The following is a 21,944-nucleotide window of genomic DNA, read 5'->3' as shown; positions in this document are numbered from 1 at the left end:
CCTTACGTAAACGTAACTTTTTGCCCGGCGGGCTTGCGCGGGGCGGGCGATCCGGGCATGGATCGGTCATGGAACGCCGTGCGTTCATCCGGATGCACAACGGACGCTCCAGCACTTGACCGAGCATCGGAGCAAGCCGAAACCCGGCCCGGTCCGAAGCTCCACATAATGAGGAGGCCGGACATGTCCCTGAAGGGAAAGACGCTGTTCATTTCGGGCGGATCGCGCGGCATCGGGCTGGCGATCGCGCTGCGCGCCGCACGCGACGGGGCCAACGTCACCATCGCCGCCAAGACGGCCGATCCGCACCCCAAGCTGCCCGGCACCATCTACACGGCCGCCGAGGAGATCGTCGCGGCCGGCGGCAAGGCGCTGCCGGTGGTGTGCGACATCCGCGAGGAGGAGCAGGTGGCGAGCGCGGTGGCCCGCACGGTCGAGACGTTCGGCGGCATCGACATCTGCGTCAACAACGCCAGCGCCATCCAGCTCACCGGCACGCTGGAAACCGACATGAAGCGCTTCGACCTGATGCACCAGATCAACACGCGCGGCACCTTCCTCGTGTCGAAGCTGTGCATCCCGCATCTGAAAAAGGCGCAGAACCCGCATATCCTCAACCTGGCCCCGCCGCTCGACATGGAGGCGAAATGGTTCAGGAACCACGTCGCCTACACCATGGCCAAGTTCGGCATGTCTATGTGCACGCTGGGCATGAGCGCGGAATTCGCCAAGGACGGCATTGCGGTGAATTCGCTGTGGCCGCTGACGGCGATCGACACGGCGGCGGTGCGCAACGTGCTCGGCGGCGAGACGATGGCCTCGATGAGCCGCACGCCCGACATCATGGCTGATGCCGCCTATGCGATCTTCAACCGCCCCGCGCGCGAGGCGACCGGCAATTTCTACATCGACGAGGAAGTGCTGAAGGCCGAAGGCGTGACCGACTTCACGACCTATGCGCCGGGGGCCAAGGGACCGCTGGTGGCCGACTTCTTCCTGCCCGACGAGGTGATCGCCCGCAGCGACACCAAGCTGGCGGGGATGCTGTAGGGGCGGTTCGGGTTTGGGGTGGAAAGCAGTTATTCAGATAGTCGGATGCTAAAGGCGGCTTGACGCCAATAGCGGTCATCCGCCCACGTTCAAAAGGTGGGATGTTCTTTTCAGGACATACAGGATTTGTTACCCGCGGCCCGTCCTCAAGGCGTTGATCTAACTCGTACCGCCAGCCCATAGAAAGTCATTGTACCATGATGCCAGAGCGCGCCCCGTCCAAACATTGGTCAAAGGTAGAGCTCCTGCACGAGACCGTGAAAAATCCGAACATTCATATCCGTGGGACACACAGCTATTACAGTGCCGCGTGGACAGGCTCATTCGAGGAGAGCGTGGTTCGCTATCACTATGGAGATGCGTACAGCCTCAAGACATGGGAACCCCTGTGGCCAATCGATCAACTCTATATCGGCGACTACGTATGTATCGGTGCGGAAGCTGTTATCTTGATGGGCGGCAATCATACGCACCGGACTGACTGGTTCAGCCTCTATCCGTTTCCTGAGGTTATTCTCGATGCCTACATTGGCAAAGGCGACACCATTCTCGGCGATGGAGCTTGGATTGGAATGCGGGCGATGATCATGCCGGGCGTCACTATTGGTGAAGGCGCGGTGGTGGCTTCCGGCGCTATCGTCACCAGAGATGTCGCACCTTATGTCATTGTCGCTGGTAACCCGGCTGTTCCCATTCGCCAGCGTTTTCCGGCAGATGTGGTCAAGAGGCTCCTCGAACTCGATATCTACAAATGGCACGAAGCCAAGTTCGATGCCTTGAAGTCGTTCATTGCCGCCAATGATATTGAAGCGCTCGTCGTTGCTTCGGACGAGTACGACCAAAAACAAGGCACGACCGCCTAGAGCCAGATGCGGTCATTCCGCTTGCGGAAGCCAATGACGGAAAAGGGATCGAAAGCCGACATTCCGGCCTGTCGCCGAAATCCAGGGTCGCTTTTGTCCAAACCGGAATTTCGATGTAGTCTCTGTAGCCATGGCATACGCGACAATCGAGGCCTTCAACAACGCCCAGAGCGGGGATGACAGACTGATCTGCGATGCTCTCAGGCAGGAGATCGACCAGGCACTTCCGGAGGCGGAGAGCAAGATCTGGCACGCCCATCCCGTCTGGTTCCTCGAGGGCAACCCGATCGTTGGCTACAGCAAGCTGAAGCATTGCGTTCGCTTGCTGTTCTGGAGTGGCCAGTCGTTCACGACCACGGGTCTGGAAGTGGAAGGAACGTTCAAGGCCGCCGAGAAGCGCTTCGTAACGCCCGCTGACATCGATCACGATCGGTTGCGGTCATGGCTCGATGAATCCCGCCTCATCCAATGGGATTACAAAAACATCGTTAAACGAAAGGGAAAGCTGGAACGCCTCAAGTGAGGGCGGCGGCAAGCGGATGGCAGTCCTGGTTGCCCGCACCACAGCTGGTCCCTATGACCGAGTCGGGGCCGGCTACCGTTATTTTGCCGATCGACCACCCGGAATGACTTCTCGCATCCATGCCCTCCCAAAAAACGCCCCGCCGGCGTGGCCGGCGGGGCGCGGGTCCCGCAGGAGCGGGACAGGGCAGGGAACCCTAGCATGGAATCTGGGTAGTCGGCGCCGCAATTCAATGGTTTTGAGTTGCGGCGCCGTTCTTCGCGTCAGTTGGCGCTGGCCACCGGGGCGACAAGCGGGGTGATCCGACGGATCGTCACGCGCCGGTTCTCACGCTCCGGCTTTTCCGTGTTGACCTTCAGATATTGCTCGCCATAGCCCTGCGTGGTCAGGTTCTCCGGCGGGATGCCGAAGGCGCCGGAAAGCGCTTCCGCCACCGCCTCGGCGCGGCGGTCGGACAGGGCGAGGTTGGCCTGGTCGGAGCCCACCGCATCGGTGTGGCCTTCGATCAGGAAGGTCTCGGCGGGGTTCTTGTCCAGCATCTTCTCGATGGCGCTGGCGACGCCGCTCAGCTTCTCCACCTCGCTGTCGCCGATCGAGGCCGAACCGAACTCGAAGTTGAGCGTATCGAGGTCGATGCGGCGGGCGATGTCGCGCACGCGGGCCGAGCGCTTCACCTCGTCGACCGAATAGAGACGCTGGATGCGCTCCACCGGCGGCTGTTCGAGGAACTCGTAATACACGTCCGGGTCGCTGACCTGGCGCGATTCGAGGATATAGTCCTCGCGCGGGATGGTGAGGCGGATCGGCGGCAGGTCCTCGCCGGGATCGCGCCACTCGCGCACGTCTTCGTAATAGCGCTCGTCGACATAGTTGAGGACGTATTCGCGCCCGTCCGGCGTGATGCGCGAACGCTGGATGACGTCGCCATTGCGGTTGCGGATGGTGACGATCTGGCTGCCGTTCTCGCGCACGATGATCTCGCGGGTGCGGCCGCGCGGCAGGTCCTCGTAATAGACGTCGCGGGCGCCACGGGTCATGCGCGGCCGCTCGTTGCTCTCCACGATGGTCTGGCCGCCAAGCTGGAGGATGACGCGGTCGCCGATTTCGCGCAGCACGTCGACCCCGCTCGGGCGTTCGCGGCGGCGCTCATCGGGTGCCCGTTCGCGGCGGGTGCCCTTTTCCTCGGTCACCGGCAGGATCCTTTCGGGCACGATGGCCTGCTGCGCGGCGCGGTCGTCGGTCGGCGGAGGCCCGGCTTCGGCCGGAGCCGGCTGCTGGGCCGGTGCCTGACCCTCCTGCGCCGGGGCCGGCTGTCCGCCTTCGGCGGGCGCGGGCTGGCCTTCGGGGGCCGGCTGCTGCCCATCGGCGGGTGCAGGCTGCTGTCCTTCGGCAGGCGCAGTCTGGCCATCCTCGGCAGGGGCAGGCTGCGGGGCCTCCTTCTGGCTGTCGAGAATGGGCGCCTCGGTCGGGGCGGCCGGTGCGGTTTCGCCTTCAGCCGGCTGTTCAGCTTGAGGCTGTTCAGCTTGAGGCTGTTCGGGCGTAGCCGGCTGCTCCGGCTCGGCAGGCTGCTGCGGCTGCTCGCCGGCGGGAGCCTGATTCTCCTGCTGTCGCCGCTCGGGCTCCTGCTGTTCGGGAGCGGACTGTTCAGGAGCCGGTTGTTTCGGGGCGGGCTCCTCGGCTGCCGGCTCCTCGGGCGCGGGCTGCCGGGTTTCCGGTTCAGGGGCCGGCTCTGCCTCCGGGGCGGGCTGCTCGGCCTGGGGTTCCTCAGCCTGGGGCTCGGCCTCCTCGGCAGGCGCCGGCTCGGCTTCAGGCTCGGGAGCTGCCTCGGGCTGAGGCGCGGGTTCTTCCTGTTGCGGCTGCTCGGGCTCCGGCTCTGGTGCGGCTTCCGGCTCTGGCGCAGGCTGTTCCGCCTGCGGTTCCGGAGCAGGCTCGGGTTCAGGTTCGGGCTCCGGTGCCGGCTCCGGTTCGGCTTGCGGCTCGGGAGCAGGCTCGGCGGGCGCTGCCTCTGGCTCCGGCGCCGAACGCTCCTCGGCAGGGGCCCGCTGCTGGCGTGCCGCGCAATCCTCCGCCGATTCGCCTTCGGCGCATTCGGCCTGCGCGAGAATCAGCGGGCTGCCGGATGCGCGTGGCGCGAGATTGTCCTGTCCGGTGAGGGGAAACGCTGCCAGCGGGGCCGAGGCCATGAGCAGGCCAAGGGCGGTTCCCGCCAGAATTCGAGGGTGGAGTTTCATCCTGTCGCTCTCCTTGTAGAGTCCCATCCGTGTCGAAACTTGCCGTCCCGCATTTGGTTCCGACGCGAGAGGGTTAAGCGGGGCTCAAGGCCATTGCCGGTCGAAAGCGTGGCAGGAAGGTGTCCATTTTCCGGCCCGCTTGACCTTCCTTGCCGCACGGGCCACATGCGGCCCATGGACAAGCCTTTCTGGAAAACCAAGACGCTCGAGGACATGAGCGCGGCCGAGTGGGAATCGCTGTGCGACGGCTGCGGCAAATGCTGCCTGTCGAAGCTGGAGGACGAGGACACGGGCGATATCTACTGGACCAGCGTGGCCTGCCGCCTGTTCGATGCGGAAAGCTGCCGCTGCGCCGACTACGAGCACCGCCTCGCGCGCGTGCCGGATTGCGTCGGCCTCACGCCGCAGAACGTGCGCACCATTTCATGGCTGCCGAGCACCTGCGCCTACCGGCTGGTGGCCGAGGGCCACGACCTCTACTGGTGGCACCGGCTGGTTTCCGGCAGCCCGGAGACGGTGCATGAGGCCGGCATCTCCGTTCGCGGCCGGGTGCGGGCGAGCGAAAGCGACCTGCAGGAGCCGGAGGACTATTTCGACTATGTGCTCGAGGAAGAGCCCTGATGTGATGAAGGCCGCTGATGTAGTCAGGGATTGAACATCGACCACAGGAAGCGCGCCGACACGACAAGCATGAAGATGCCGAAGGCGACTTCCAGCTTGCGCCTGGGCAGGGCATGGGCAAGGCGCGCGCCCACCGGCGCGGTCAGCATGCTGGCCGGAAACAGCAGCACCAGGCCCAGAAGCGACACGAAGCCCAGCGCGTAAGGCATCTGGAGCAGGGTGACGTCGGGATAGAGGGAGGCCTTGCCCCAGCCGGCGAGGACATAGGAGATGACGCCGGGGATGGCGATGAGCGGCCCGAGCCCCGAGGAGGTGGCCACGGCCTGATGGATCGGCCTGCCATAGAAGGTCATGAACATGCTGGACAGCAGCCCGCCGCCGACGCCCATCAGAGCCGAGAGCAGCCCGATCACCAGGCCGTAGACGAGCATGGCGGCCCTGCCGGGCAGATCGTTGCCGAAGCGCCAGCTTTCGCGCGCCGTCAAAAGCTTCAGGGCGGAGATGCCGGAAACCACGACGAACACCGTCTTGAACAGGTTTTCCGAGGCGAAGCTGGCGATGAAGCCGCCGACGACGACGCCGGCCACCACCGGAACGGCCCATATCTTCAGGATCGTCAGGTCGACGACGCCCTTCTTGTGGTGGGCGCGGAAGGAGCGCACGGAGGTGGGGGCGATGATGGCCAGCGAGGTGCCGATGCACAACGGCATGCGCACCTCGTCCGGCACGCCGAGCAGGCGGAAGAACTCGTAGAGCACCGGCACCATGATGGAGCCGCCGCCGACGCCGAAAACGCCCGCCAGCAGGCCGGTCACCGCACCCGCGCCGAGCATCGCCGCGGCCATCATCACGATCTCATAGCTGGGAATGCCGAACATGATGCTCCGGTCGTCGCTGCTTTATGCCTTTGGGGGCTCTGTGCCTTGCGGGAAGGTGAGGAAGTTGCTTGCGGTGCCGCTCTTAGTCCTTTTCCTGCGCGGGCGCCAGCTTGCCGGCGGCCGATTGCCCCTGTGGCCTTACAGAAAGCCCAGCGTGATGGCGGCAAGCACCAGATAACGGCCCGCCTTGGCAAGGGTGACCAGCAGAAGGAAGCTCCACAGCGGCTCGCGCAGCACGCCGGCGGCGACGGTCAGCGCATCGCCGCCGATCGGCGCCCAGCTCAGCAGCAGCGACCAGCGGCCCCAGCGATGATACCAGCGCGTGGCCCGCTCCAGCGCCTGTTCGCCGACCGGGAACCAGCGTCGATGACGGAAGCGGGCGACACCGCGCCCCAGCGCCCAGTTGACCACAGCGCCCAGCACATTGCCGGCGCTCGCCACCGCGACCAGCAAGAGCGGCGACCATTTGCCGGCGATGAACAGCCCCACCAGCGCGGCCTCGGACTGGGCCGGCAAAATGGTGGCGGCGATGAAGGCGATGCCGAAAAGGCCGCCCAGAGCAGCGATATCCTGCATTGCGTATCCGGCTTCGATGCATGGAGGCATGGCAGCTAGCACGCATCGGGGCATGTGGACAAACGCCAACGGATTTGACATGCACCGGGCAAGCCGCGAAGCAGGTCAAGCAAGGGAAACGGCCGGAGCCCGACCATGACATTCGACAGCATCCCGCTCTATGCGAGACCAGCCGGGTGAGGGTGGTCGTCACCGGAGCGACCGGGTTCGTCGGCCGGCAACTGGTGCCGCTTCTGGCCGATGCCGGGGCGGAACTGCTTCTGGTCGGCCGCCAGCCGCAGCGGATTGCGCAGCTTTTCCCCGGTCTTGCGGTGTGCGGCTATGACGCGATCGAGCGACAGGGCGCGGGTTTCGACCTTCTGGTCCATCTGGCGGTGGTCAACAACGATGCCGACGAGCCGGCCGAGACCTTCTTCGAGGTCAATGTGCGGCAATTGCTGGAGGTGGCCGGCAGCGCGCGGCGCGCGGGCATCGGCCGCTTCGTCAATGTCTCGTCGGTGCATGCCCTCGATCCGGGCAATGCCGGGCCTTACGCGCAAAGCAAGCGCGAGGCGGCGCGGCTGCTGGCCGACATGGAGGGCATCGAGACGCAGACCGTCTACCTGCCGGCGGTCTATGGGGACCGGTGGAGCGGGGCGCTGTCGTTCCTGAACAGGCTGCCGCGATGGCTGGCGCGTCCGGCGTTCCGGCTGCTGGCGGCGCTGAAGCCGACCGTGCATGTTTCGCGCCTTGCCGCTTTCCTGATCGAACCGGCGGTGCAGCGGGAGGAGGAGACCGTCCTGTCGGACGGGCAGGGCCGGAACCTGACCTACCGCGTGTTGCGGCGGGCGGTCGATCTGGGATTCGTCGCTGCGGTGACGGTTCTGCTCGGCTGGGCGATGCTGCTGGTGTGGGTGCTGGTCCGCATCCAGTCGTCCGGCCCGGGCATCTTTGCCCAGAAGCGGGTCGGCCGGAACGGCGAGGTGTTCACCTGCTACAAGTTCCGCACCATGAAAACCGGTACGGTGCAGGCGGGAACCCACGAGGTTTCGGGCGAGGCGATCACCGATATCGGCCGTTTCCTGCGCCGCACGAAGCTCGACGAACTGCCGCAGGTGTGGAACATCCTGCGCAACGAGATGAGCCTTGTCGGCCCGAGGCCCTGCCTTCCGGTGCAGCGGCAACTGGTCGAGGCGCGCCGACGGTGCGGCGTGCTGAAGCTGAAGCCCGGGATCACCGGCCTTGCCCAGGTCAACGACATCGACATGAGCGATCCCGAAAGGCTGGCCCGCTGGGATGCGCGCTACGGCGCCCTGCAATCGCTGCTGCTGGATTTGCGCATCATACTGGCGACTGCCCGGGGGCGCGGTCGCGGCGACCGGACGGCGGGGTAGGCCGTTTCGGGTTCTGCCGGAAACGGACCCTTATCCTTGCCCTCTTCCCGCAGACGGGGAGGTTCCAGCAGGGAATGAGGAACGTTTTTCCGGACCTAAATTGCTCCGGCAAATACTCCATCGTCATCAACTCTGATGGTTTTGATTGTCTCTGAGCCTTGCGTTGAGGGTTATGATGATCTTTCGCATGGTCGCTGCGATTGCGAGGATCGGTGGTTTTCCGTTGGCGATGAGGGGCGCGTAGAAGGCGGCGAACTCGCCTTGTCCGGCAGCGGCGCGCAAGGCCGGCATGAAGAGTGCGGTCCTGACCTGCGGTCTGCCGCCGCGCTGGCGTCGCCGGCCCCTTGCTGTGCCGCTCTCGTTGGGGTGCGGGGCGGTGCCGGCCAGCGCTGCGGCCTGTCGGCGCTGGAGATGGCCGAGCTCGGGCATCAGGGCGAGGATCGTCACGGCGCTGACCGTGCCGATGCCGTTCATGCCGGTGCAGATGGCGACGCGGTGGCGCAGGCCCGCGTTTTGCGCCACCAGCGCGGCGATCGCCCGCTCGAGCGCCGCGATCTGCCGGGTGATTGTTGCGAGCATGGCCCGAAACGAGGCGGCCATCGCCCTGGCACCGGGTGCCCGTGACCGGTTCTGCTCGGCAACCTTGAATGCGACCAGGTCGGCCCTTCGGCGCACGAGGGCCTGCATCTGCGTCTCGTCGGCGTCGGGCGCCTGCCACAAGGGCAGCTTCGTCCAGCGCTCGCGTCCATAGGCGGCCATCTGCGCGGCGTCGATGGCGTCGCTTTTGCCCAGCGTTCCGAAGGAGCGGATGAAGGCCTTGAGCCTGAGCGTGTCGGCGCGGTGGCAGGCGATGCCGGCCCTCAGGCACTCTTCCAGGAGCAGCAACTCGTAGCCGCCCGTCGGTTCGCACACGACGAGATCGGGGCGGCTGGTCCTGAGCAGCGAGCGGATGGCTGCGCGGCTGTTGGCGACAGTCGCAGCCGTGATGCCGTCATCGACGGCCAGCCGGTCCCTGGCGACATCGACACCGAGGCAGCGGACGGGCGCATGGTGCAGGAAGGTCATGACGGTGCTATCCTTTGCAGGCTTCGGATTGTTTGCGGGCGTGGTGGTGTGCCAGAGGCCCGATCAACTCTCCAAGCGGGGGTGCAAAGGCGGCAGAGACCTTGATGACGTCGGGTGTCGGCCCGATCCCGGAACCGGTCGCCTGCCGCCGAGGCTGCGGGTTTGCAGGCCCGCAGCCTCGCTGCTCAACCTACCCCATATCGATCAAACAATCCCGGAAGTCTGCATGAGCGAAGCGAAGGCAGGCTGTCCGGGATCCATTCCGTGACTTTGCAAGGTTCCGGCATGAATCCCGGCTCGCGGTCGCTGACGTTCCCTTGGCCGGGATGACGCCTCTCCTGTAAGGCATCAGATAGTCTGCACTGTCAGGCGCCGTAGAATTCCCGATACCAGCCCACGAAGCGGCGCACGCCTTCCTGCACCGAAACCTGCGGCCGATAGCCGAGGTCGGTGGCGAGGTCGCCGACGTCGGCGAAAGTGTCGGCGACGTCTCCCGGTTGCAGCGGCAGCATTTCCTTGATCGCCTTCCTGCCCACGGCTTCCTCGATGGCCGCGATGTAGTCGCCGAGGCGCACCGGGCTGCTGTTGCCGATATTGTAGATGCGGAACGGGGCGTTGCTGGTGGCGGGGTCGGGCTTGGCGGCATCCCAGTCGGGATTGGGGGCGGCGGGCTTGTCGCTGGCGCGGATGACGCCTTCGACGATGTCGTCGACATAGGTGAAGTCGCGGGTGTGGTTGCCGTTGTTGAAAACCTGAATGGGGCGGCCTTCGATGATGTTGCGCGTGAACCTGGCCAGCGCCATGTCCGGCCGCACCCACGGCCCGTAGACGGTGAAGAAGCGCAGGCCCGTGGTCGGCAGCGAAAACAGATGCGAATAGCTGTGCGCCATCAGTTCGTTGGCGCGCTTGGTGGCGGCATAGAGCTGGAGCGGGTGGTCGACCGGATCGTGCTCGCTATAGGGCATCCTGGTATTGGCGCCGTAGACGCTGGAGGTCGAGGCATAGGTGAGGTGCCCGGCCTTCGCCTGCCGGCTGGCCTCCAGCACGTTGGCGAAGCCGACCAGATTGCTGGCCACGTAGGAATAGGGGTTTTCAAGGCTGTAGCGCACGCCAGGCTGGGCGGCCAGATGGATGACGCGGTCGAAGCCATGGGCGGAAAAACAGCCATCGACGGCGGCGCGGTCGGTCAAATCGGCGCGGATGAAGCGGTAACGACCGCCCTGTCGGCCGGACATGTCGTCGAGCCGCGCCAGCCGGGCTTCCTTGAGCGCGGGATCGTAATAGTCGTTGACGCAGTCGAAGCCGACGACATCGTCGCCCCGCTCGATCAGCCTTTGGGCGACGTGGAAGCCGATGAAGCCGGCATTGCCGGTGACGAGCACCTTCATCCCGGTTGCTCCACCGCCTGCGCTTGCGGAAAGGCCGTTGCCCGGCCGATGCTGAAATAGGTCCAGCCATCGTCGCGCAGCCGCTCGGGCGAGTAGAGGTTGCGGCCGTCGAAGATGACGCGGTTTGCGAGGCGCAGCGCCATTTCCCCGAAATCGGGGGCGCGGAACTGCTGCCATTCCGTGCAGATGGCCAGCGCGTCGGCGCCGTCGAGGGCGGAATATTTGTCCTGCACCAGCTCGAAACCGGGCCGCTCGCCGTAGAGGCGCAGCGTTTCGGCACCCGCGACGGGATCGAAGGCGCGCACGGCGGCGCCGGCGGCCCACAGCGCCTCCATCAGCACCCGGCTCGGCGCCTCGCGCATGTCGTCGGTATTGGGCTTGAAGGCGAGGCCCCAGATGGCGATGGTCTTGCCCTGCAATGCGGCCTCGCCGCCGAAATGCGCGGCGATCTTCTCGAACAGCTTCATCTTCTGGCGGCTGTTGACGGCTTCCACGGCCTCGATGAGGCTGGCGCCGTAGCCGGCTTCGCGCGCCGTGCGCGCCAGGGCCTTGACGTCCTTGGGAAAGCAGCTGCCGCCATAACCGACGCCCGGATAGATGAACTGGTAGCCGATGCGCGGGTCCGAGCCGATGCCGCGCCGCACCTGCTCGATGTCGGCGCCGAGGCGTTCGGCCAGGTTGGCGATCTCGTTGATGAAGGAGATGCGCGTCGCCAGCATGGCGTTGGCGGCGTATTTGGTCAGTTCGGAGGACCGCGGGGCCATGTAGACCATGCGGTCGTGGTTGCGGTTGAACGGTTCGTAGAGTTCGGCCATCACGGCGCGCGCATGTGCCGAATTGGTGCCGACGATGATGCGGTCGGGCCTCTGGAAGTCGCCGACGGCCGCGCCCTCCTTGAGGAATTCCGGGTTGGAGACGACCTCGAAGCCGATATCCGAACCGCGCCCGCCGAGCACGGCGGCCAGACGCCCGGCCACCTTGTCGCAGGTGCCGACCGGGACCGTGGACTTGACCACGACGATCTTGGGGGCGGTCATATGGGCGCCGATGGCTTCGGCCACGGCCTGCACATGCTGCAGGTCGGCGGCGCCGGTTTCGTCGGGTGGCGTGCCGACGGCGACGATCTGGAGTTCCGCATGCGCCACGGCGTCGCGATGGCTGGTGGTAAACTCGAGATAGCCCGATTTTACGTTGCGCTCGACGATGGTGTCGAGCCCGGGCTCATGGATCGGTATCTCGCCGGCCTTGAGCCGTGCGATCTTGCCCTCGTCTATATCCATGCACATGACGCGATGGCCGACATCGGCAAGGCACGCACCCGTTACCAAGCCGACATAGCCAGTCCCGAAGACAGTGACCCGCATGCGTGAAGACCTCGTCTAACTCGAAGGCTGATGTGTGAGCACTCCCGGACAGGGGGTGTCAAGTGAAGCGGCGGCCTCCGAATTCCGCGGCCTGCCCGCAACCCCGGATTCGCCGGACCATATTGATGACATGTTCAGCGAGTGGAACCGCTGCCTGCATGGGGTCAAATCCGGGCAGGGACGGGGCAGGAATGCGACCGAGGTGATAACGAAATGAACCAGGCTGTTAAAATGTGGGATGCAGGGCGGGGGTATGCGCTATGCTACACGCCCTTTGTCTCATGTGTGTAACAGGACCGATTCGATGCAGCGGTCGCTGAAGAAGGACCTCGTCGCCTCGATCGAAGGAGGGCTTCGCCGGGCCTACGATATGCTTCCCGCCGTGGCCCGGACCGCCGTGCCGCGGGCTGCGAAAGATTTTGTCAGGGAGCGGTTCACGTCCCGAACCCAGGTCGCGGAATATGACGGCAAGCTGTGGCGGGGCTTTTCCGACCAGGCACTGGCCGACCTCGCGGCGATGAAGGCGGATGAGCGCCGGCCGGTTCGCGACCGGTCGGAAGCCTGCTACAGCCTTGCGCGCTGGCATGCGGTGGAGGGCGACTTCGCCGCCGCCCTGAAGGAGATGCAGGACCGCCGGGCCATCAATCCGGGCGTTGGACGGGCCGCGCGGCAATATATGCTCGAAGCGCTGTTGCTGTGCAGGCTCGGCCGGGCGGAAGAGGCGCGGGCGCTTGTCGGGCAGGCCGTCAGCGGCCACACCTTCGACATTTCGGCCCGGCTGATGATGGCCAATGGCTGGAACCCTGCCATATCCGGCAAGCAGACTGTCGAGGCCGAGCGTAAGACGCTGGAGCATATCAACGCCGTCTATGCCCACTACAAGCTGCCGGGAATCGTAAAGCGCGACGCGGATACGCAGCTTTCCCTCGACAACATACGGGGCGAGGGGGGCCAGCCCCATGACGATCCCGACGCCAGGGTGACGGTGATCGTGCCGGCCTACAATGCGGCCGAAACCATCGGGACGGCGCTGACCAGCCTCGCGGAACAGAGCTGGCGCAATCTCGAGATCCTGGTGGCGGACGATTGCAGCACCGACGATACTGCCCGGATCGTGGAAGCGTTCTGCCGGAAGGATGAACGGTTCCGGCTCATCCGGCAAAGCGTCAATCGCGGCAGCTACGCCAGCCGGAACCGGGCGCTGGAAGAGGCCGCCGGCCGGTTCGTGACGATCCATGACGCCGACGACTGGGCTCACCCGTTGCGGATCGAGCAGCAGGCGCGCGCATTGCTGAAGTCGCCGGCCGTTCCCTACAATCTGTCACGGCTGGCGCGGGCAACCCCGCAACTCTGCTTTTTCGGCACATGGCGTCCCTCGGCCGAACTGACATCGCTCAACCTGTCATCGCTGATGGTCGCACGATCCGTGTTCGAGAAGGCGGGGAACTGGAACGAGGTGCGCGTTTCAGCCGACCAGGAGTTCGTGAAGCGCCTGGATGTGCTGTTCGGTGCCAATCACAGGAAACAGGTCGTGTCGGAATGCCCTCTGGCGTTCGGCCGCACGGTGTCGACCTCGCTCACCCGGCATGGCAAAACCCATGTAAGGACGTTCCACCACGGCATCCGCCGTACCTATCACGAGGTTACGGAACACTGGCACAGGTCGCTGGCGGATGGCCTCGCACAAGCGGGCCGGCCGGTGGTTCCGCCGGATCTGCCGGTTCCCTCCTCGATCCGGAGCGACAATTCGGTCGCCGGGAAGCTCGATGTCGTCTTCATCGGCGATTTCAACATGAGCGGCGGCACCTATCATTCGGCCATGGGTATGTTGCGCGCGGCAAGGGCAGCGGGGTTGAGCGCCGGTATCCTGCAATATTATCGCTATGATCTGGACGTGACCAAACCGCTCAAGGGCGAGGTCATCGACTATGCCCAAAAGAACGGTGTCCGAATCGTTTGCGCCGGCGAGGAGGTGGATGTCGGTACGGTGGTGGTTACGCATCCGCCGATATTGCAGTATCAACTCGACATGTTCCCGCGGCTGAACCACGAGCGTGTCGTTACCGTCGTCAACCAGATGGCCGAGCGCGACAGGAGCGGACGCGACGTCGCCTACGATCCTGCCGTGGTGCGGCGGCGTCTCATCGACTATTTCGGGCATGAAGGCGACTGGGTGCCGATTTCCGGGACGGTGCGCGCCCTCATGGAGGCGGATGAACGCTACCCCCCTCCACACCGGGATACGTGGATGCCGCTGGTGGATACGGACACGTGGCTTGCGCATCGCCCGCATTGGCGGGGTGGCGAGCGCGACCGCCCGGTGATCGGCCGTCACGGCCGCGATCATTTTCTCAAATGGCCTGGCGCGCGTGCGGCGCTGCTGGATGCCTATTGCGCCGAGCAAGCCTGCGAGGTGCGTTTTCTTGGTGGCGCGGCGCACGCCCGCAAGACGGCCGGGCGCTGGCCGAAAAACTGGGAAGTCCAGCCGTTCGGTTCTCGCGATGTGAAGGACTTCCTGGCGGGGCTGGATTTCTTCCTGCACTATCCGCATGACGACTATATCGAGGAGTTCGGGCGTGCACCTATGGAGGCGATGGCCATCGGTGTGCCCGTCATACTGCCGCCGGTGTTTCGCGCCACCTTCGCGGACGCGGCCCTCTATGCCGAGCCGCACGAAGTGTGGCCGACGATAGAGCGGTTGTGGAAAGACGAGGCTGCGTGGATAGGGCGCGTCGAGGCTGGACGCGCCTTTGTCCGGTCCAACTGTGCCTATGATCTTTTTCCCGCACGTCTGGAAATGCGGCAGAACCACCGGCAGGCGCGCTGATGAACCTGATTGTCGAAACCAGAAGCACGTTCCAATGGGTGCTTCAGATCCTGGGCCGGTTCCTGCGCGTGGTGCCGGGTACGACGCTGGCGCTGGTCGTCTATCTGACGGCCGCGCGCATCACGCGGCTGCTTGCCTTCCTGCTGCCGCTGAAGGTCATCCTGCTCGCCGGCTCGAACGGGGTGCCGCATTATTTCCGGCCGTTCCTTGCCAATGACCAGAAACAGTTGGGTATCGCCATCCTGTCGGCAGCGGCCATCGCCTTCTATGCCATCACCCTGTTTCTTGAGGGCCATACCAAGCGGCTGTCGGACAGAGCCGGTGCCGATCTCATGAGCGCCGCCGGCGTCATGTCCCTGGTCGACAACCAGCGGGCCGAGATGCAGGGCATCTATGCGCGCTTCATGCAGATCGTGTCCGGTACACTGTTCGTGATGGTGTCAATGGGAATGCTGGCGGTGCTCGATCCGCTGCTGGCCGCCTATCTGTCCGCCTTCGGCATGATTTTCTACCTGTTGACGGCCTGGGCGCTCAAAGGCGTCACACCTCTCAAGCGCAATTGGCTGGGCGATTTCATCGATAAGCAGTTGCCCAACTATCTGAGCATCCTGTCGTCGGTCGCGTTCCTTTCTGGCTTTCTTGTCGTTCTGCGCCCTTTTTTGCAAGAGGCAGGCGCCAATGTGCTGGTGGCCATCATCTGCTTCATGCTGCTGCGCCAGATGACGGCGACGGCGACCGGCGCCATCAGGGACATGGTGGCACTCGCGCAGAAGCGGCATCTGGCCGATACGCTGGTGATGCCCGACCGCCAGTTTCACCCGCTGGAGGGCGAGGACCAACGCGCCCTTCGCCAACTGTTCGGGCGGCAGGAACGGGACCAGTTGATAGCCGATGCGCTTGCCGAATTGCGGCAACCGGACCAGACCCTGAGCGTCGGCTGGCTCGACCCGCCGCTGCGCGGCATGGCGGAGTTTTCCATCGTCCTTCAGGGCAGCGGGGGGCAGGTACGTCATTTGCGGCAGCGGGTTTTCCCGCCCCGGCTGCGGCGCATGCTGGAGAATGAGGACCTTTTGTTCCGCCATGTCGCGCGCGAGGCGGTCCGCGCGGCGCCGGTCATGGCGCGCTTCATGCATGGCGAGCACGAATGCATCGTCTACGATGCGGGCACAGGGGTCGCGCCGAAGGGCGCGGCGCTGGCCGAAAGCCACCGCGACTTCATCACCGCGCTGTGGTGCGCGGAACTGCCGCCGGCCCTCCTGCGGATCTATTCGGCTTCCCACAAGCCGATGCATGAGCGCCTGAGCGAGGATCTGGTCGCCCGGATGGATATAGCCGTCGATACGGATGCCGATTCCGAGATGCTTCACCGATTCGGCGATGCCTTGCCATCGATCCGCAAGCTGATCGCGGACTTGCCGCTGCGCCTGAGCAATCCCGGCTTCACCCCGGCCGAAATCGTGCTGGATGCCGATGGCGCCGTGCGCGTTCTGGGGGGGTGGGGACAGTGGTCCCTTCTGCCGCTGGGCGCGGGGCTGCCTGCTTCCCTCACCAATGCTGACAAGCTCGCGGCCCTGCTGGCCGAGGTGCGCCGCCGTCGCCCGGGCATGCTGGCGGATGACATCGGCAGCGGCCATGTGATGCTGGTGGCGAACTGTGTCCATCTCGAACGGACAATCCTGAACGGCAAGATGAAGGCCGGGCTGGCGCTTGCCGCCCGCGTGCTGGAAGGTTTCGAATCCTTGCGGGACGCTTCAACTGCGGGCAAGGCCGTGCCGGAGGCTCGAAAGCAGGGGACCGCTGCGTGATCGATTTGGAACGGCAACTGCGCGATTGCCCGTACCACCTGCCTGGATCATTCTGCCCTCTGAAGTCGTGGAGAAATCCTCTGGGATTGTTCCCTACGGGGTAAAAAACCGTGATGCGGCCGACCGAAAGCCTTGCCTTGGGACAGGTCTGCCGGTTATTCCGCCTTGCGCGGGAGCAAACTAAGGAACCTTAGTATGTTGCAAAATCACTCGGAGCACGGTGTCGGCCCCGATAACGAAGTCTTTGAAAAGCTGCGTCAGGCGATAGAGGCGCGCACCGCGCGCGTCGGTATCATCGGTCTTGGCTATGTCGGCCTGCCGCTGGCGGTGACGGCTGCGAATGCCGGCTTCCCGGTCCTGGGTTTCGACATCGATGCCCGTCGCGTGGAACGGATCAACGCCGGCGAGACGATGATCAAGCATATCGACGGCGCGCTGATCAAAGGCGCCATCGACAAGGGCCTGTTCGAGGCGACCGCCGATTTTTCCCGGCTGAAAGAAGCCGACGCAATCCTGATCTGTGTGCCGACGCCGTTGACACGCCATCGCGAGCCGGACCTCTCCTTCGTGACGGCGACCGCCAAGGTGGTTGCGGAGAATCTGCGGCCGGGGCAACTCGTGGCCCTGGAATCCACCACCTATCCGGGCACCACCGACGAGGTGCTGAGACCTGTCCTGGAGCAGGGCGGCTTGAAGAGCGGCCGCGATTTCTTCCTGGCCTTCTCGCCCGAGCGGGAAGATCCGGGCAACCCCGATTTCGGCACTTCGACCATCCCGAAGGTGGTGGGCGGCGACGGCCCGCTGGCCATGGAACTGGCCGATGCACTCTACGGGGCGCTGGTAACGCGCACGGTGCCGGTTTCGTCCACTGCGACGGCGGAAGCGGTCAAGCTCACGGAAAACATCTTCCGCGCCGTCAACATCGCGCTCGTCAACGAGTTGAAGGTGGTCTACGAGGCGATGGGCATCGATGTCTGGGAGGTGATCGACGCCGCCAAGACCAAGCCCTTCGGCTTCATGCCGTTCTATCCCGGCCCCGGGCTTGGCGGGCACTGCATTCCCATCGACCCCTTCTACCTGACCTGGAAGGCGCGCGAATACGAGATTTCCACCCGCTTCGTCGAACTGGCGGGCGAGATCAACACCGCCATGCCGCGACGGGTGGTCGACAGGCTGGCCCGGGCCATGGACGAGCAGCTCAAGCGCGGGCTGAACGGGGCGCGGGTGCTGGTGCTCGGCATCGCCTACAAGAAGAATGTCGACGACATGCGCGAGAGCCCGTCATTGCGGCTGATCGAGATGATCGAGGAGCGGGGCGCCGAAACGGCCTACCACGATCCGCATATCGCCGAGATTTCGATGACCCGCGAGCACGCGGCGCTCGCCGGCCGCCGGTCGGTGGAGCTGAGCGCAGAGGCTCTGGCCGGATACGATGCCGTGCTGATCGCCACCGACCACGACGCGGTCGACTACAAGCTGGTGGTGGACAATGCGAAGCTGGTGATCGACACCCGCAATGCCTGCGTTCGCCACGCTCTGAAATCCGAAAGGATCGTGAAGGCTTAGGGTCGTCTATATTTCATAGGTACAAGCAAAAAACCGGGCTCCGTAAGGGGCCCGGCTTTTTTATACGGAGGCGGACCGTGCTGCCAGTGCCGGCCGGTGGCGGGAGCGTGTTTCGAGGCGGCCGAACTGCTCGGCCAAACCATGCAAAAGAAGAGCGAATCCGGTGGCGTGGGCCTCCCTTTGCGGATAGCTGCGCATAAAGTATTGATTTTATTTGAAACTGGTGGGCCCGGAGGGACTCGAACCCCCAACCAAGCGGTTATGAGCCGCCGGCTCTAACCATTGAGCTACAGGCCCCACGGGGGCTGATTAGTGTGTTTCGCTGCCGTGCACAAGAGGCACGCGGAAGCGGCAGGTCGGCGAGGCCGGTGCCCTTGTCCGGCAACCGGCAAACTTCAACCATTTGGCGAAGGTCTGGCGCCAATCGCCCAAATCAGTCCATATTCCCCACTTAGTCCATCTCGCGCTGGGACGCATTTCATGGAGCACATGATGAACGGATTCCTTCTTCCTCTGGCACTGGCTGCGGCGATGGCGCTGCCTGCCATCGCGCATGCCGGCGACACCAGGCCGGGGCCGCGCATCTTCGTTACCGGCGAGGGGGAGGCGACGGTTGCCCCCGACATGGCCATCCTGTCGCTGTCGGTGATGCGCGAGGCTAAGACGGCGCGCGCGGCGCTGGATGCCAACAACGACGCCATGGCGGCGGTCATCACCGCCATGAAGGCGGCCGGCATCGAGGATCGCGACCTGCAGACGGCCGGCATCCAGATCAGCCCCCGCTACAACTACACCAACAAGCCCGATGGCACCCAGAATGCCGAACTCATCGCCTATCAGGTGACGAACACGCTGTCGGTGCGCGTCCGCGACATCGACAAGACCGGCGAACTGCTCGACAAGGCGGTGACGCTCGGCGTCAACGAGGGCGGCGGCATCGTCTTCACCAATGCGGACCCGGCTGCCATCGTCACCGAGGCGCGCAAGAAGGCGGTCGCCGACGCCGCCGCCAAGGCCAAAACGCTGGCCGAGGCGGCCGGCACTTCGGTGGGCAGGGTGATCGAGATTTCCGAACAGTTTGCACCGCCGATGCCTATCCGCATGGCTGCGAAGTCCTTCGATGCCATGCCCCAGGCGGGCGGTGCACCTGTGCAGGCGGGCGAAAATGCCTATCGCGTGCAGGTCAACGTGACTTTCGAGATGAAATAGGGCGTTTGCGGCCGGGCTATCGTCCGCTGACCGGGCGACGTCATGCCCCACCCCTAACCCCTCCCCACAAGGGGGAGGAGAATTCTGCAACGGCGGCATCCGGCGCCAAATGTCGAAGATTGCGGCGGCGGCGGCGGGGTAACCTGTCGCTTGCGGGGAGAGGATGACGGTTGGTCCCGATGAGCCCGGTATTGCTCCGACATCATGAAAAGCCCCGGAGGCGATGGCCTCCGGGGCTTTTCATGATGGGGATGCCCTGTTCCGATTAGCGGTAAAGCAGCGGACAGCCGCGCTGGTTGGCGAAGGTGACCATGACGCGCTGGTTGAACTTGCGGCCGGCCACCTTGACCACGCGGCGGTTGGCATCGACGATGCGGGCGCGGCGGACGCCCATGCGCTCGGCCTTGTTCAACGCCCGGTTGGGGGAGCAGGCCTGACGGCGGTCCCAGCCGCGGCGCCAGTTGTTGTGGCGGCCGTGATCGCGATGGTTGACCTGTACGCCGTAGCCGGGGCCGTTGCCGCCGAAATTGAGGTAGAGGCCGTCCGCCTGGGCCGCGGCCGGCATGGCGGCGAGGCCACCGAGGCCGATGAGGGCGGAAAGAACTGCGGTCTTGATCATCTTGAGCATGGTATTCTCCAGGGTCCGTTCGGGGACGGGCTTGCTGCATCGCCCGTCCATGGAAGGCACATTAGGAGCCGGTGGCTGAACGGCGCGCGAACCGCGCATTCATGTGCGGTTCATCCGGCGGCGGTGCTTCCGTTTCAGCAGGAGGCGAAAATGCCGTGGTCGATATCGCTCAGGCGAGGCCGGCCGGTCAGCGCCATCGCCACCTCCAGTTCCGCGCACATGATATTGAGGATATGGGCCAAGCCCACGGCCCCGGCAACCGCAAGCCCGTGCAATATCGGTTGGCCGACCATTACCGCGTTGGCGCCAAGGGCCACGGCCTTGACGATGTCGGTGCCACGGCGCACGCCGCCGTCGAGCAGGATCGGCACCTTCCCGGCGACCTCGTCGGCTATGGCTGGAAGCGCCTCGATGGTGGCTGGCAGCGTGTCGAGCACGCGGCCGCCATGGTTGGACACGACGATGCCGTCGACACCGCTCTGGAGTGCAAGGCGCACGTCATGACAGCTCATGATGCCCTTGAGCAGCAGCGGCAGTTTCGTGCTTGCCCGCAGCCATTCGATGTCGCGCCATGTCGGGGCGGCATCCAGCAATCCCTTGAAGACCGGGCTTTCGCCGGGGCCGACCCGCAGGACGGGGCCGGGCATGTCTCTGAGGTTCACGGCCTCGAGACCGTCGGGCAGGCGAAAGCCTACGCGCTGCTCTTCGTTGCGCACGCCGTTGACGGGGGCGTCCGCCGTTACCAGCAGGGCGCGACAACCGGCTGCCTCGGCACGGCGCACAAGGGCAAGCGTGTCCTCGCGCCGCGCCTGCATGTAGAGCTGGAACCACAACGGCCCTTGCGCGGAGGCGGCGATCTCCTCGATGAGGACGCTCGACTGGGCGCTGATGGTCATCACCGTGCCGGTGGCGGCGGCAGCCAGAGCAGTTTCCAGTTCTCCCCGCGGGTGGGCAAGCTTGTGGAAAGCGACAGGAGCCAGGATGATTGGAGCGCGCAGCCTCTGGCCGAACAGGTCCAGACCCGTGTCGGCGCCGGTCATGTCGGCCAGCACCCGGCCTTCCAGCTTCAGGCGGTCGAAAGCCTCGCGATTCCAGCGCCGGGTGATGCCGTCAGCGCCGGCGCCGGCAATATAGGCCCAGACGGCAGCCGGCAGACGCTCACGCGCGTGGCGCTCATAGTCCGCCAGCGAGACGACATCGGCGGGGACGGGCGAGGCCGTCATGCCGCTACAGTTCCGACCAGTGGCGGATCAGGTTGTGATAATGGGCTGTCAGCCCGACCACGGCCGGATGATCGTCGGGCATGGTCTGGCGCACCTGGATAATCGACATGTCGAGATCGTAGAGCATGTGGCGGCGCCAGTCATCCTTGACCATGGACTGGGTCCAGAAGAAGGACGCCCAGCGGCTGCCGCGCGTGACGGGGGTGACGCTGTGCATCGACGTGGCCGGATAGACGACCATGTGACCGGCCGGCAGCTTTACGGAATGGGTGCCGTAGGTGTCATGCACCACCAATTCGCCGCCGTCATAATCTTCCGGCGGGGTGAGGAAGAGGGTGGACGAGACATCGGTGCGCAGGCGCATGCCCGCGCCCGGCACGACGCGGATCGAGCCGTCGACATGGGCGCCGAAGGTCATGCCCTCGTCGTAGCGGTTGAACATGGGCGGCAGCACATGCAGGGGCAGGGCGGCCGAGGAGAAGGTGGGGTTGCGGCCGAGCGCACGCATGACGATCTGGCTGAGTTCCTGCGCGGCGGGCGCGTCGACCGGCACCTGCAGGTTCTTCTTCACCAGCGCGGCCTGCTCGCCGGCCGTGGTTCGCCCATCCACCCATTGCGTGTTTTCCAGCACCTGCCGGATATAGGCCACCTCTTCCTTGGTGAGCACGTCGGGAATGGTGATGAGCATGATGGGTCTCCCATGGCGGATCGGGCAGGCCGAAGCGTGGCCGGCCCGATCCGGGACGCGGTTACT

Annotated in this window: 18 protein-coding genes and 1 tRNA gene; 9 read left to right on the top strand and 10 right to left on the bottom strand. The window is 65.1% G+C overall.

What is annotated here, in order from left to right; all coding sequences use genetic code 11:
* The first annotated feature begins 183 nt into the window (after nucleotides 1–183).
* From ACVCNR_RS04195 to ACVCNR_RS04185, 3 genes are all read left to right on the top strand, one after another.
* Nucleotides 184–1,050, top strand: coding sequence for an SDR family oxidoreductase (locus tag ACVCNR_RS04195; protein WP_447073914.1), 867 nt, complete (start codon nucleotides 184–186; stop codon nucleotides 1,048–1,050).
* Between the two features lie 197 nt (nucleotides 1,051–1,247).
* Nucleotides 1,248–1,913, top strand: a complete 666-nt coding sequence (locus ACVCNR_RS04190; protein ID WP_447073913.1) for a CatB-related O-acetyltransferase — start codon at nucleotides 1,248–1,250, stop codon at nucleotides 1,911–1,913.
* A gap of 130 nt (nucleotides 1,914–2,043) precedes the next feature.
* On the top strand, nucleotides 2,044–2,436 hold the full coding sequence (locus ACVCNR_RS04185) for a DUF1801 domain-containing protein (RefSeq protein WP_447073912.1): 393 nt from the start codon (nucleotides 2,044–2,046) through the stop codon (nucleotides 2,434–2,436).
* Nucleotides 2,437–2,699: 263 nt separating this feature from the next.
* On the opposite strand, the gene ACVCNR_RS04180 is transcribed toward ACVCNR_RS04185, so the two are convergent.
* Nucleotides 2,700–4,667 carry an OmpA family protein gene (locus tag ACVCNR_RS04180; RefSeq protein ID WP_354199805.1) on the bottom strand — a complete coding sequence of 656 codons (1,968 nt, stop codon included), beginning with the start codon at nucleotides 4,665–4,667 and terminating at the stop codon, nucleotides 2,700–2,702.
* A gap of 174 nt (nucleotides 4,668–4,841) precedes the next feature.
* Here ACVCNR_RS04180 and ACVCNR_RS04175 point away from each other — a divergent pair, with 174 nt between their 5' ends.
* Nucleotides 4,842–5,288 carry a YcgN family cysteine cluster protein gene (locus ACVCNR_RS04175; protein ID WP_447073911.1) on the top strand — a complete coding sequence of 149 codons (447 nt, stop codon included), beginning with the start codon at nucleotides 4,842–4,844 and terminating at the stop codon, nucleotides 5,286–5,288.
* Nucleotides 5,289–5,311: 23 nt separating this feature from the next.
* Here ACVCNR_RS04175 and ACVCNR_RS04170 read toward each other — a convergent pair whose 3' ends face one another.
* Both ACVCNR_RS04170 and ACVCNR_RS04165 read right to left on the bottom strand, forming a co-directional pair.
* Nucleotides 5,312–6,166 carry a sulfite exporter TauE/SafE family protein gene (locus ACVCNR_RS04170; RefSeq protein ID WP_447073910.1) on the bottom strand — a complete coding sequence of 285 codons (855 nt, stop codon included), beginning with the start codon at nucleotides 6,164–6,166 and terminating at the stop codon, nucleotides 5,312–5,314.
* Nucleotides 6,167–6,304: 138 nt separating this feature from the next.
* Nucleotides 6,305–6,742 (bottom strand): YqaA family protein, encoded by a 438-nt coding sequence (locus ACVCNR_RS04165; RefSeq protein WP_447073909.1) that lies wholly within the window; start codon nucleotides 6,740–6,742, stop codon nucleotides 6,305–6,307.
* Between the two features lie 176 nt (nucleotides 6,743–6,918).
* Here ACVCNR_RS04165 and ACVCNR_RS04160 point away from each other — a divergent pair, with 176 nt between their 5' ends.
* Nucleotides 6,919–8,115: a sugar transferase gene (locus tag ACVCNR_RS04160; RefSeq protein WP_447073908.1), complete on the top strand. Its 1,197-nt coding sequence runs from the start codon at nucleotides 6,919–6,921 to the stop codon at nucleotides 8,113–8,115.
* 126 nt (nucleotides 8,116–8,241) lie between these two features.
* Here ACVCNR_RS04160 and ACVCNR_RS04155 read toward each other — a convergent pair whose 3' ends face one another.
* The 3 genes from ACVCNR_RS04155 to ACVCNR_RS04145 form a co-directional block, all read right to left on the bottom strand.
* Complete coding sequence (locus ACVCNR_RS04155; RefSeq protein WP_447073907.1) at nucleotides 8,242–9,180, bottom strand: transposase; 939 nt, start codon at nucleotides 9,178–9,180, stop codon at nucleotides 8,242–8,244.
* Nucleotides 9,181–9,545: 365 nt separating this feature from the next.
* A complete protein-coding gene (locus ACVCNR_RS04150) occupies nucleotides 9,546–10,568 on the bottom strand; it encodes an NAD-dependent epimerase (protein WP_447073906.1) in 1,023 nt (340 codons plus the stop codon).
* Entirely contained in the window at nucleotides 10,565–11,932 is a 1,368-nt protein-coding gene (locus ACVCNR_RS04145) for a UDP-glucose dehydrogenase family protein (protein ID WP_354191881.1), read from the bottom strand. Before ACVCNR_RS04145 ends, ACVCNR_RS04150 begins: the two co-directional genes overlap by 4 nt.
* A gap of 304 nt (nucleotides 11,933–12,236) precedes the next feature.
* Here ACVCNR_RS04145 and ACVCNR_RS04140 point away from each other — a divergent pair, with 304 nt between their 5' ends.
* The 3 genes from ACVCNR_RS04140 to ACVCNR_RS04130 all read left to right on the top strand — a co-directional run bounded on the left by ACVCNR_RS04140 (nucleotide 12,237) and on the right by ACVCNR_RS04130 (nucleotide 18,130).
* Entirely contained in the window at nucleotides 12,237–14,759 is a 2,523-nt protein-coding gene (locus ACVCNR_RS04140; protein ID WP_354191882.1) for a glycosyltransferase, read from the top strand.
* On the top strand, nucleotides 14,759–16,564 hold the full coding sequence (locus tag ACVCNR_RS04135) for a hypothetical protein (RefSeq protein WP_447073905.1): 1,806 nt from the start codon (nucleotides 14,759–14,761) through the stop codon (nucleotides 16,562–16,564). Before ACVCNR_RS04140 ends, ACVCNR_RS04135 begins: the two co-directional genes overlap by 1 nt.
* A 195-nt stretch (nucleotides 16,565–16,759) precedes the next feature.
* Nucleotides 16,760–18,130 (top strand): nucleotide sugar dehydrogenase, encoded by a 1,371-nt coding sequence (locus ACVCNR_RS04130; protein ID WP_354191884.1) that lies wholly within the window; start codon nucleotides 16,760–16,762, stop codon nucleotides 18,128–18,130.
* Between the two features lie 221 nt (nucleotides 18,131–18,351).
* Here ACVCNR_RS04130 and ACVCNR_RS04125 read toward each other — a convergent pair.
* Nucleotides 18,352–18,427, bottom strand: a tRNA-Ile gene (locus ACVCNR_RS04125).
* A 195-nt stretch (nucleotides 18,428–18,622) separates the two neighbouring features.
* Here ACVCNR_RS04125 and ACVCNR_RS04120 point away from each other — a divergent pair.
* Nucleotides 18,623–19,339, top strand: a complete 717-nt coding sequence (locus ACVCNR_RS04120; protein WP_447073904.1) for an SIMPL domain-containing protein — start codon at nucleotides 18,623–18,625, stop codon at nucleotides 19,337–19,339.
* A 265-nt stretch (nucleotides 19,340–19,604) separates the two neighbouring features.
* Here the strand turns inward: ACVCNR_RS04120 and ACVCNR_RS04115 are convergent, their stop codons facing one another.
* The 3 genes from ACVCNR_RS04115 to ACVCNR_RS04105 form a co-directional block, all read right to left on the bottom strand.
* The gene (locus tag ACVCNR_RS04115; protein WP_354191904.1) at nucleotides 19,605–19,967 is read right to left on the bottom strand and encodes a hypothetical protein; all 363 of its coding nucleotides are present in this window, start codon (nucleotides 19,965–19,967) and stop codon (nucleotides 19,605–19,607) included.
* 134 nt (nucleotides 19,968–20,101) lie between these two features.
* A complete protein-coding gene (locus tag ACVCNR_RS04110) occupies nucleotides 20,102–21,190 on the bottom strand; it encodes an alpha-hydroxy acid oxidase (RefSeq protein ID WP_354191905.1) in 1,089 nt (362 codons plus the stop codon).
* A gap of 4 nt (nucleotides 21,191–21,194) precedes the next feature.
* Complete coding sequence (locus ACVCNR_RS04105) at nucleotides 21,195–21,878, bottom strand: Fe2+-dependent dioxygenase (protein WP_447073903.1); 684 nt, start codon at nucleotides 21,876–21,878, stop codon at nucleotides 21,195–21,197.
* Nucleotides 21,879–21,944: the final 66 nt, after the last annotated feature.

The organism is Aquamicrobium terrae (assembly GCF_052978165.1).
The sequence above is the reverse complement of the archived record's forward strand: the minus strand, read 5'-3'. Positions and strand labels throughout refer to the sequence as shown.

What these genes read in the sequence shown, in the direction of transcription:
- ACVCNR_RS04195 (WP_447073914.1), top strand. Translation starts at nt 184, where the DNA reads ATGTCCCTGAAGGGAAAGACGCTGTTCATTTCGGGCGGATCGCGCGGC.
- ACVCNR_RS04190 (WP_447073913.1), top strand. Translation starts at nt 1,248, where the DNA reads ATGATGCCAGAGCGCGCCCCGTCCAAACATTGGTCAAAGGTAGAGCTC.
- ACVCNR_RS04185 (WP_447073912.1), top strand. Translation starts at nt 2,044, where the DNA reads ATGGCATACGCGACAATCGAGGCCTTCAACAACGCCCAGAGCGGGGAT.
- ACVCNR_RS04180 (WP_354199805.1), bottom strand. Translation starts at nt 4,667, where the DNA reads ATGAAACTCCACCCTCGAATTCTGGCGGGAACCGCCCTTGGCCTGCTC.
- ACVCNR_RS04175 (WP_447073911.1), top strand. Translation starts at nt 4,842, where the DNA reads ATGGACAAGCCTTTCTGGAAAACCAAGACGCTCGAGGACATGAGCGCG.
- ACVCNR_RS04170 (WP_447073910.1), bottom strand. Translation starts at nt 6,166, where the DNA reads ATGTTCGGCATTCCCAGCTATGAGATCGTGATGATGGCCGCGGCGATG.
- ACVCNR_RS04165 (WP_447073909.1), bottom strand. Translation starts at nt 6,742, where the DNA reads ATGCAGGATATCGCTGCTCTGGGCGGCCTTTTCGGCATCGCCTTCATC.
- ACVCNR_RS04155 (WP_447073907.1), bottom strand. Translation starts at nt 9,180, where the DNA reads ATGACCTTCCTGCACCATGCGCCCGTCCGCTGCCTCGGTGTCGATGTC.
- ACVCNR_RS04150 (WP_447073906.1), bottom strand. Translation starts at nt 10,568, where the DNA reads ATGAAGGTGCTCGTCACCGGCAATGCCGGCTTCATCGGCTTCCACGTC.
- ACVCNR_RS04145 (WP_354191881.1), bottom strand. Translation starts at nt 11,932, where the DNA reads ATGCGGGTCACTGTCTTCGGGACTGGCTATGTCGGCTTGGTAACGGGT.
- ACVCNR_RS04140 (WP_354191882.1), top strand. Translation starts at nt 12,237, where the DNA reads ATGCAGCGGTCGCTGAAGAAGGACCTCGTCGCCTCGATCGAAGGAGGG.
- ACVCNR_RS04135 (WP_447073905.1), top strand. Translation starts at nt 14,759, where the DNA reads ATGAACCTGATTGTCGAAACCAGAAGCACGTTCCAATGGGTGCTTCAG.
- ACVCNR_RS04130 (WP_354191884.1), top strand. Translation starts at nt 16,760, where the DNA reads ATGTTGCAAAATCACTCGGAGCACGGTGTCGGCCCCGATAACGAAGTC.
- ACVCNR_RS04120 (WP_447073904.1), top strand. Translation starts at nt 18,623, where the DNA reads ATGAACGGATTCCTTCTTCCTCTGGCACTGGCTGCGGCGATGGCGCTG.
- ACVCNR_RS04115 (WP_354191904.1), bottom strand. Translation starts at nt 19,967, where the DNA reads ATGCTCAAGATGATCAAGACCGCAGTTCTTTCCGCCCTCATCGGCCTC.
- ACVCNR_RS04110 (WP_354191905.1), bottom strand. Translation starts at nt 21,190, where the DNA reads ATGACGGCCTCGCCCGTCCCCGCCGATGTCGTCTCGCTGGCGGACTAT.
- ACVCNR_RS04105 (WP_447073903.1), bottom strand. Translation starts at nt 21,878, where the DNA reads ATGCTCATCACCATTCCCGACGTGCTCACCAAGGAAGAGGTGGCCTAT.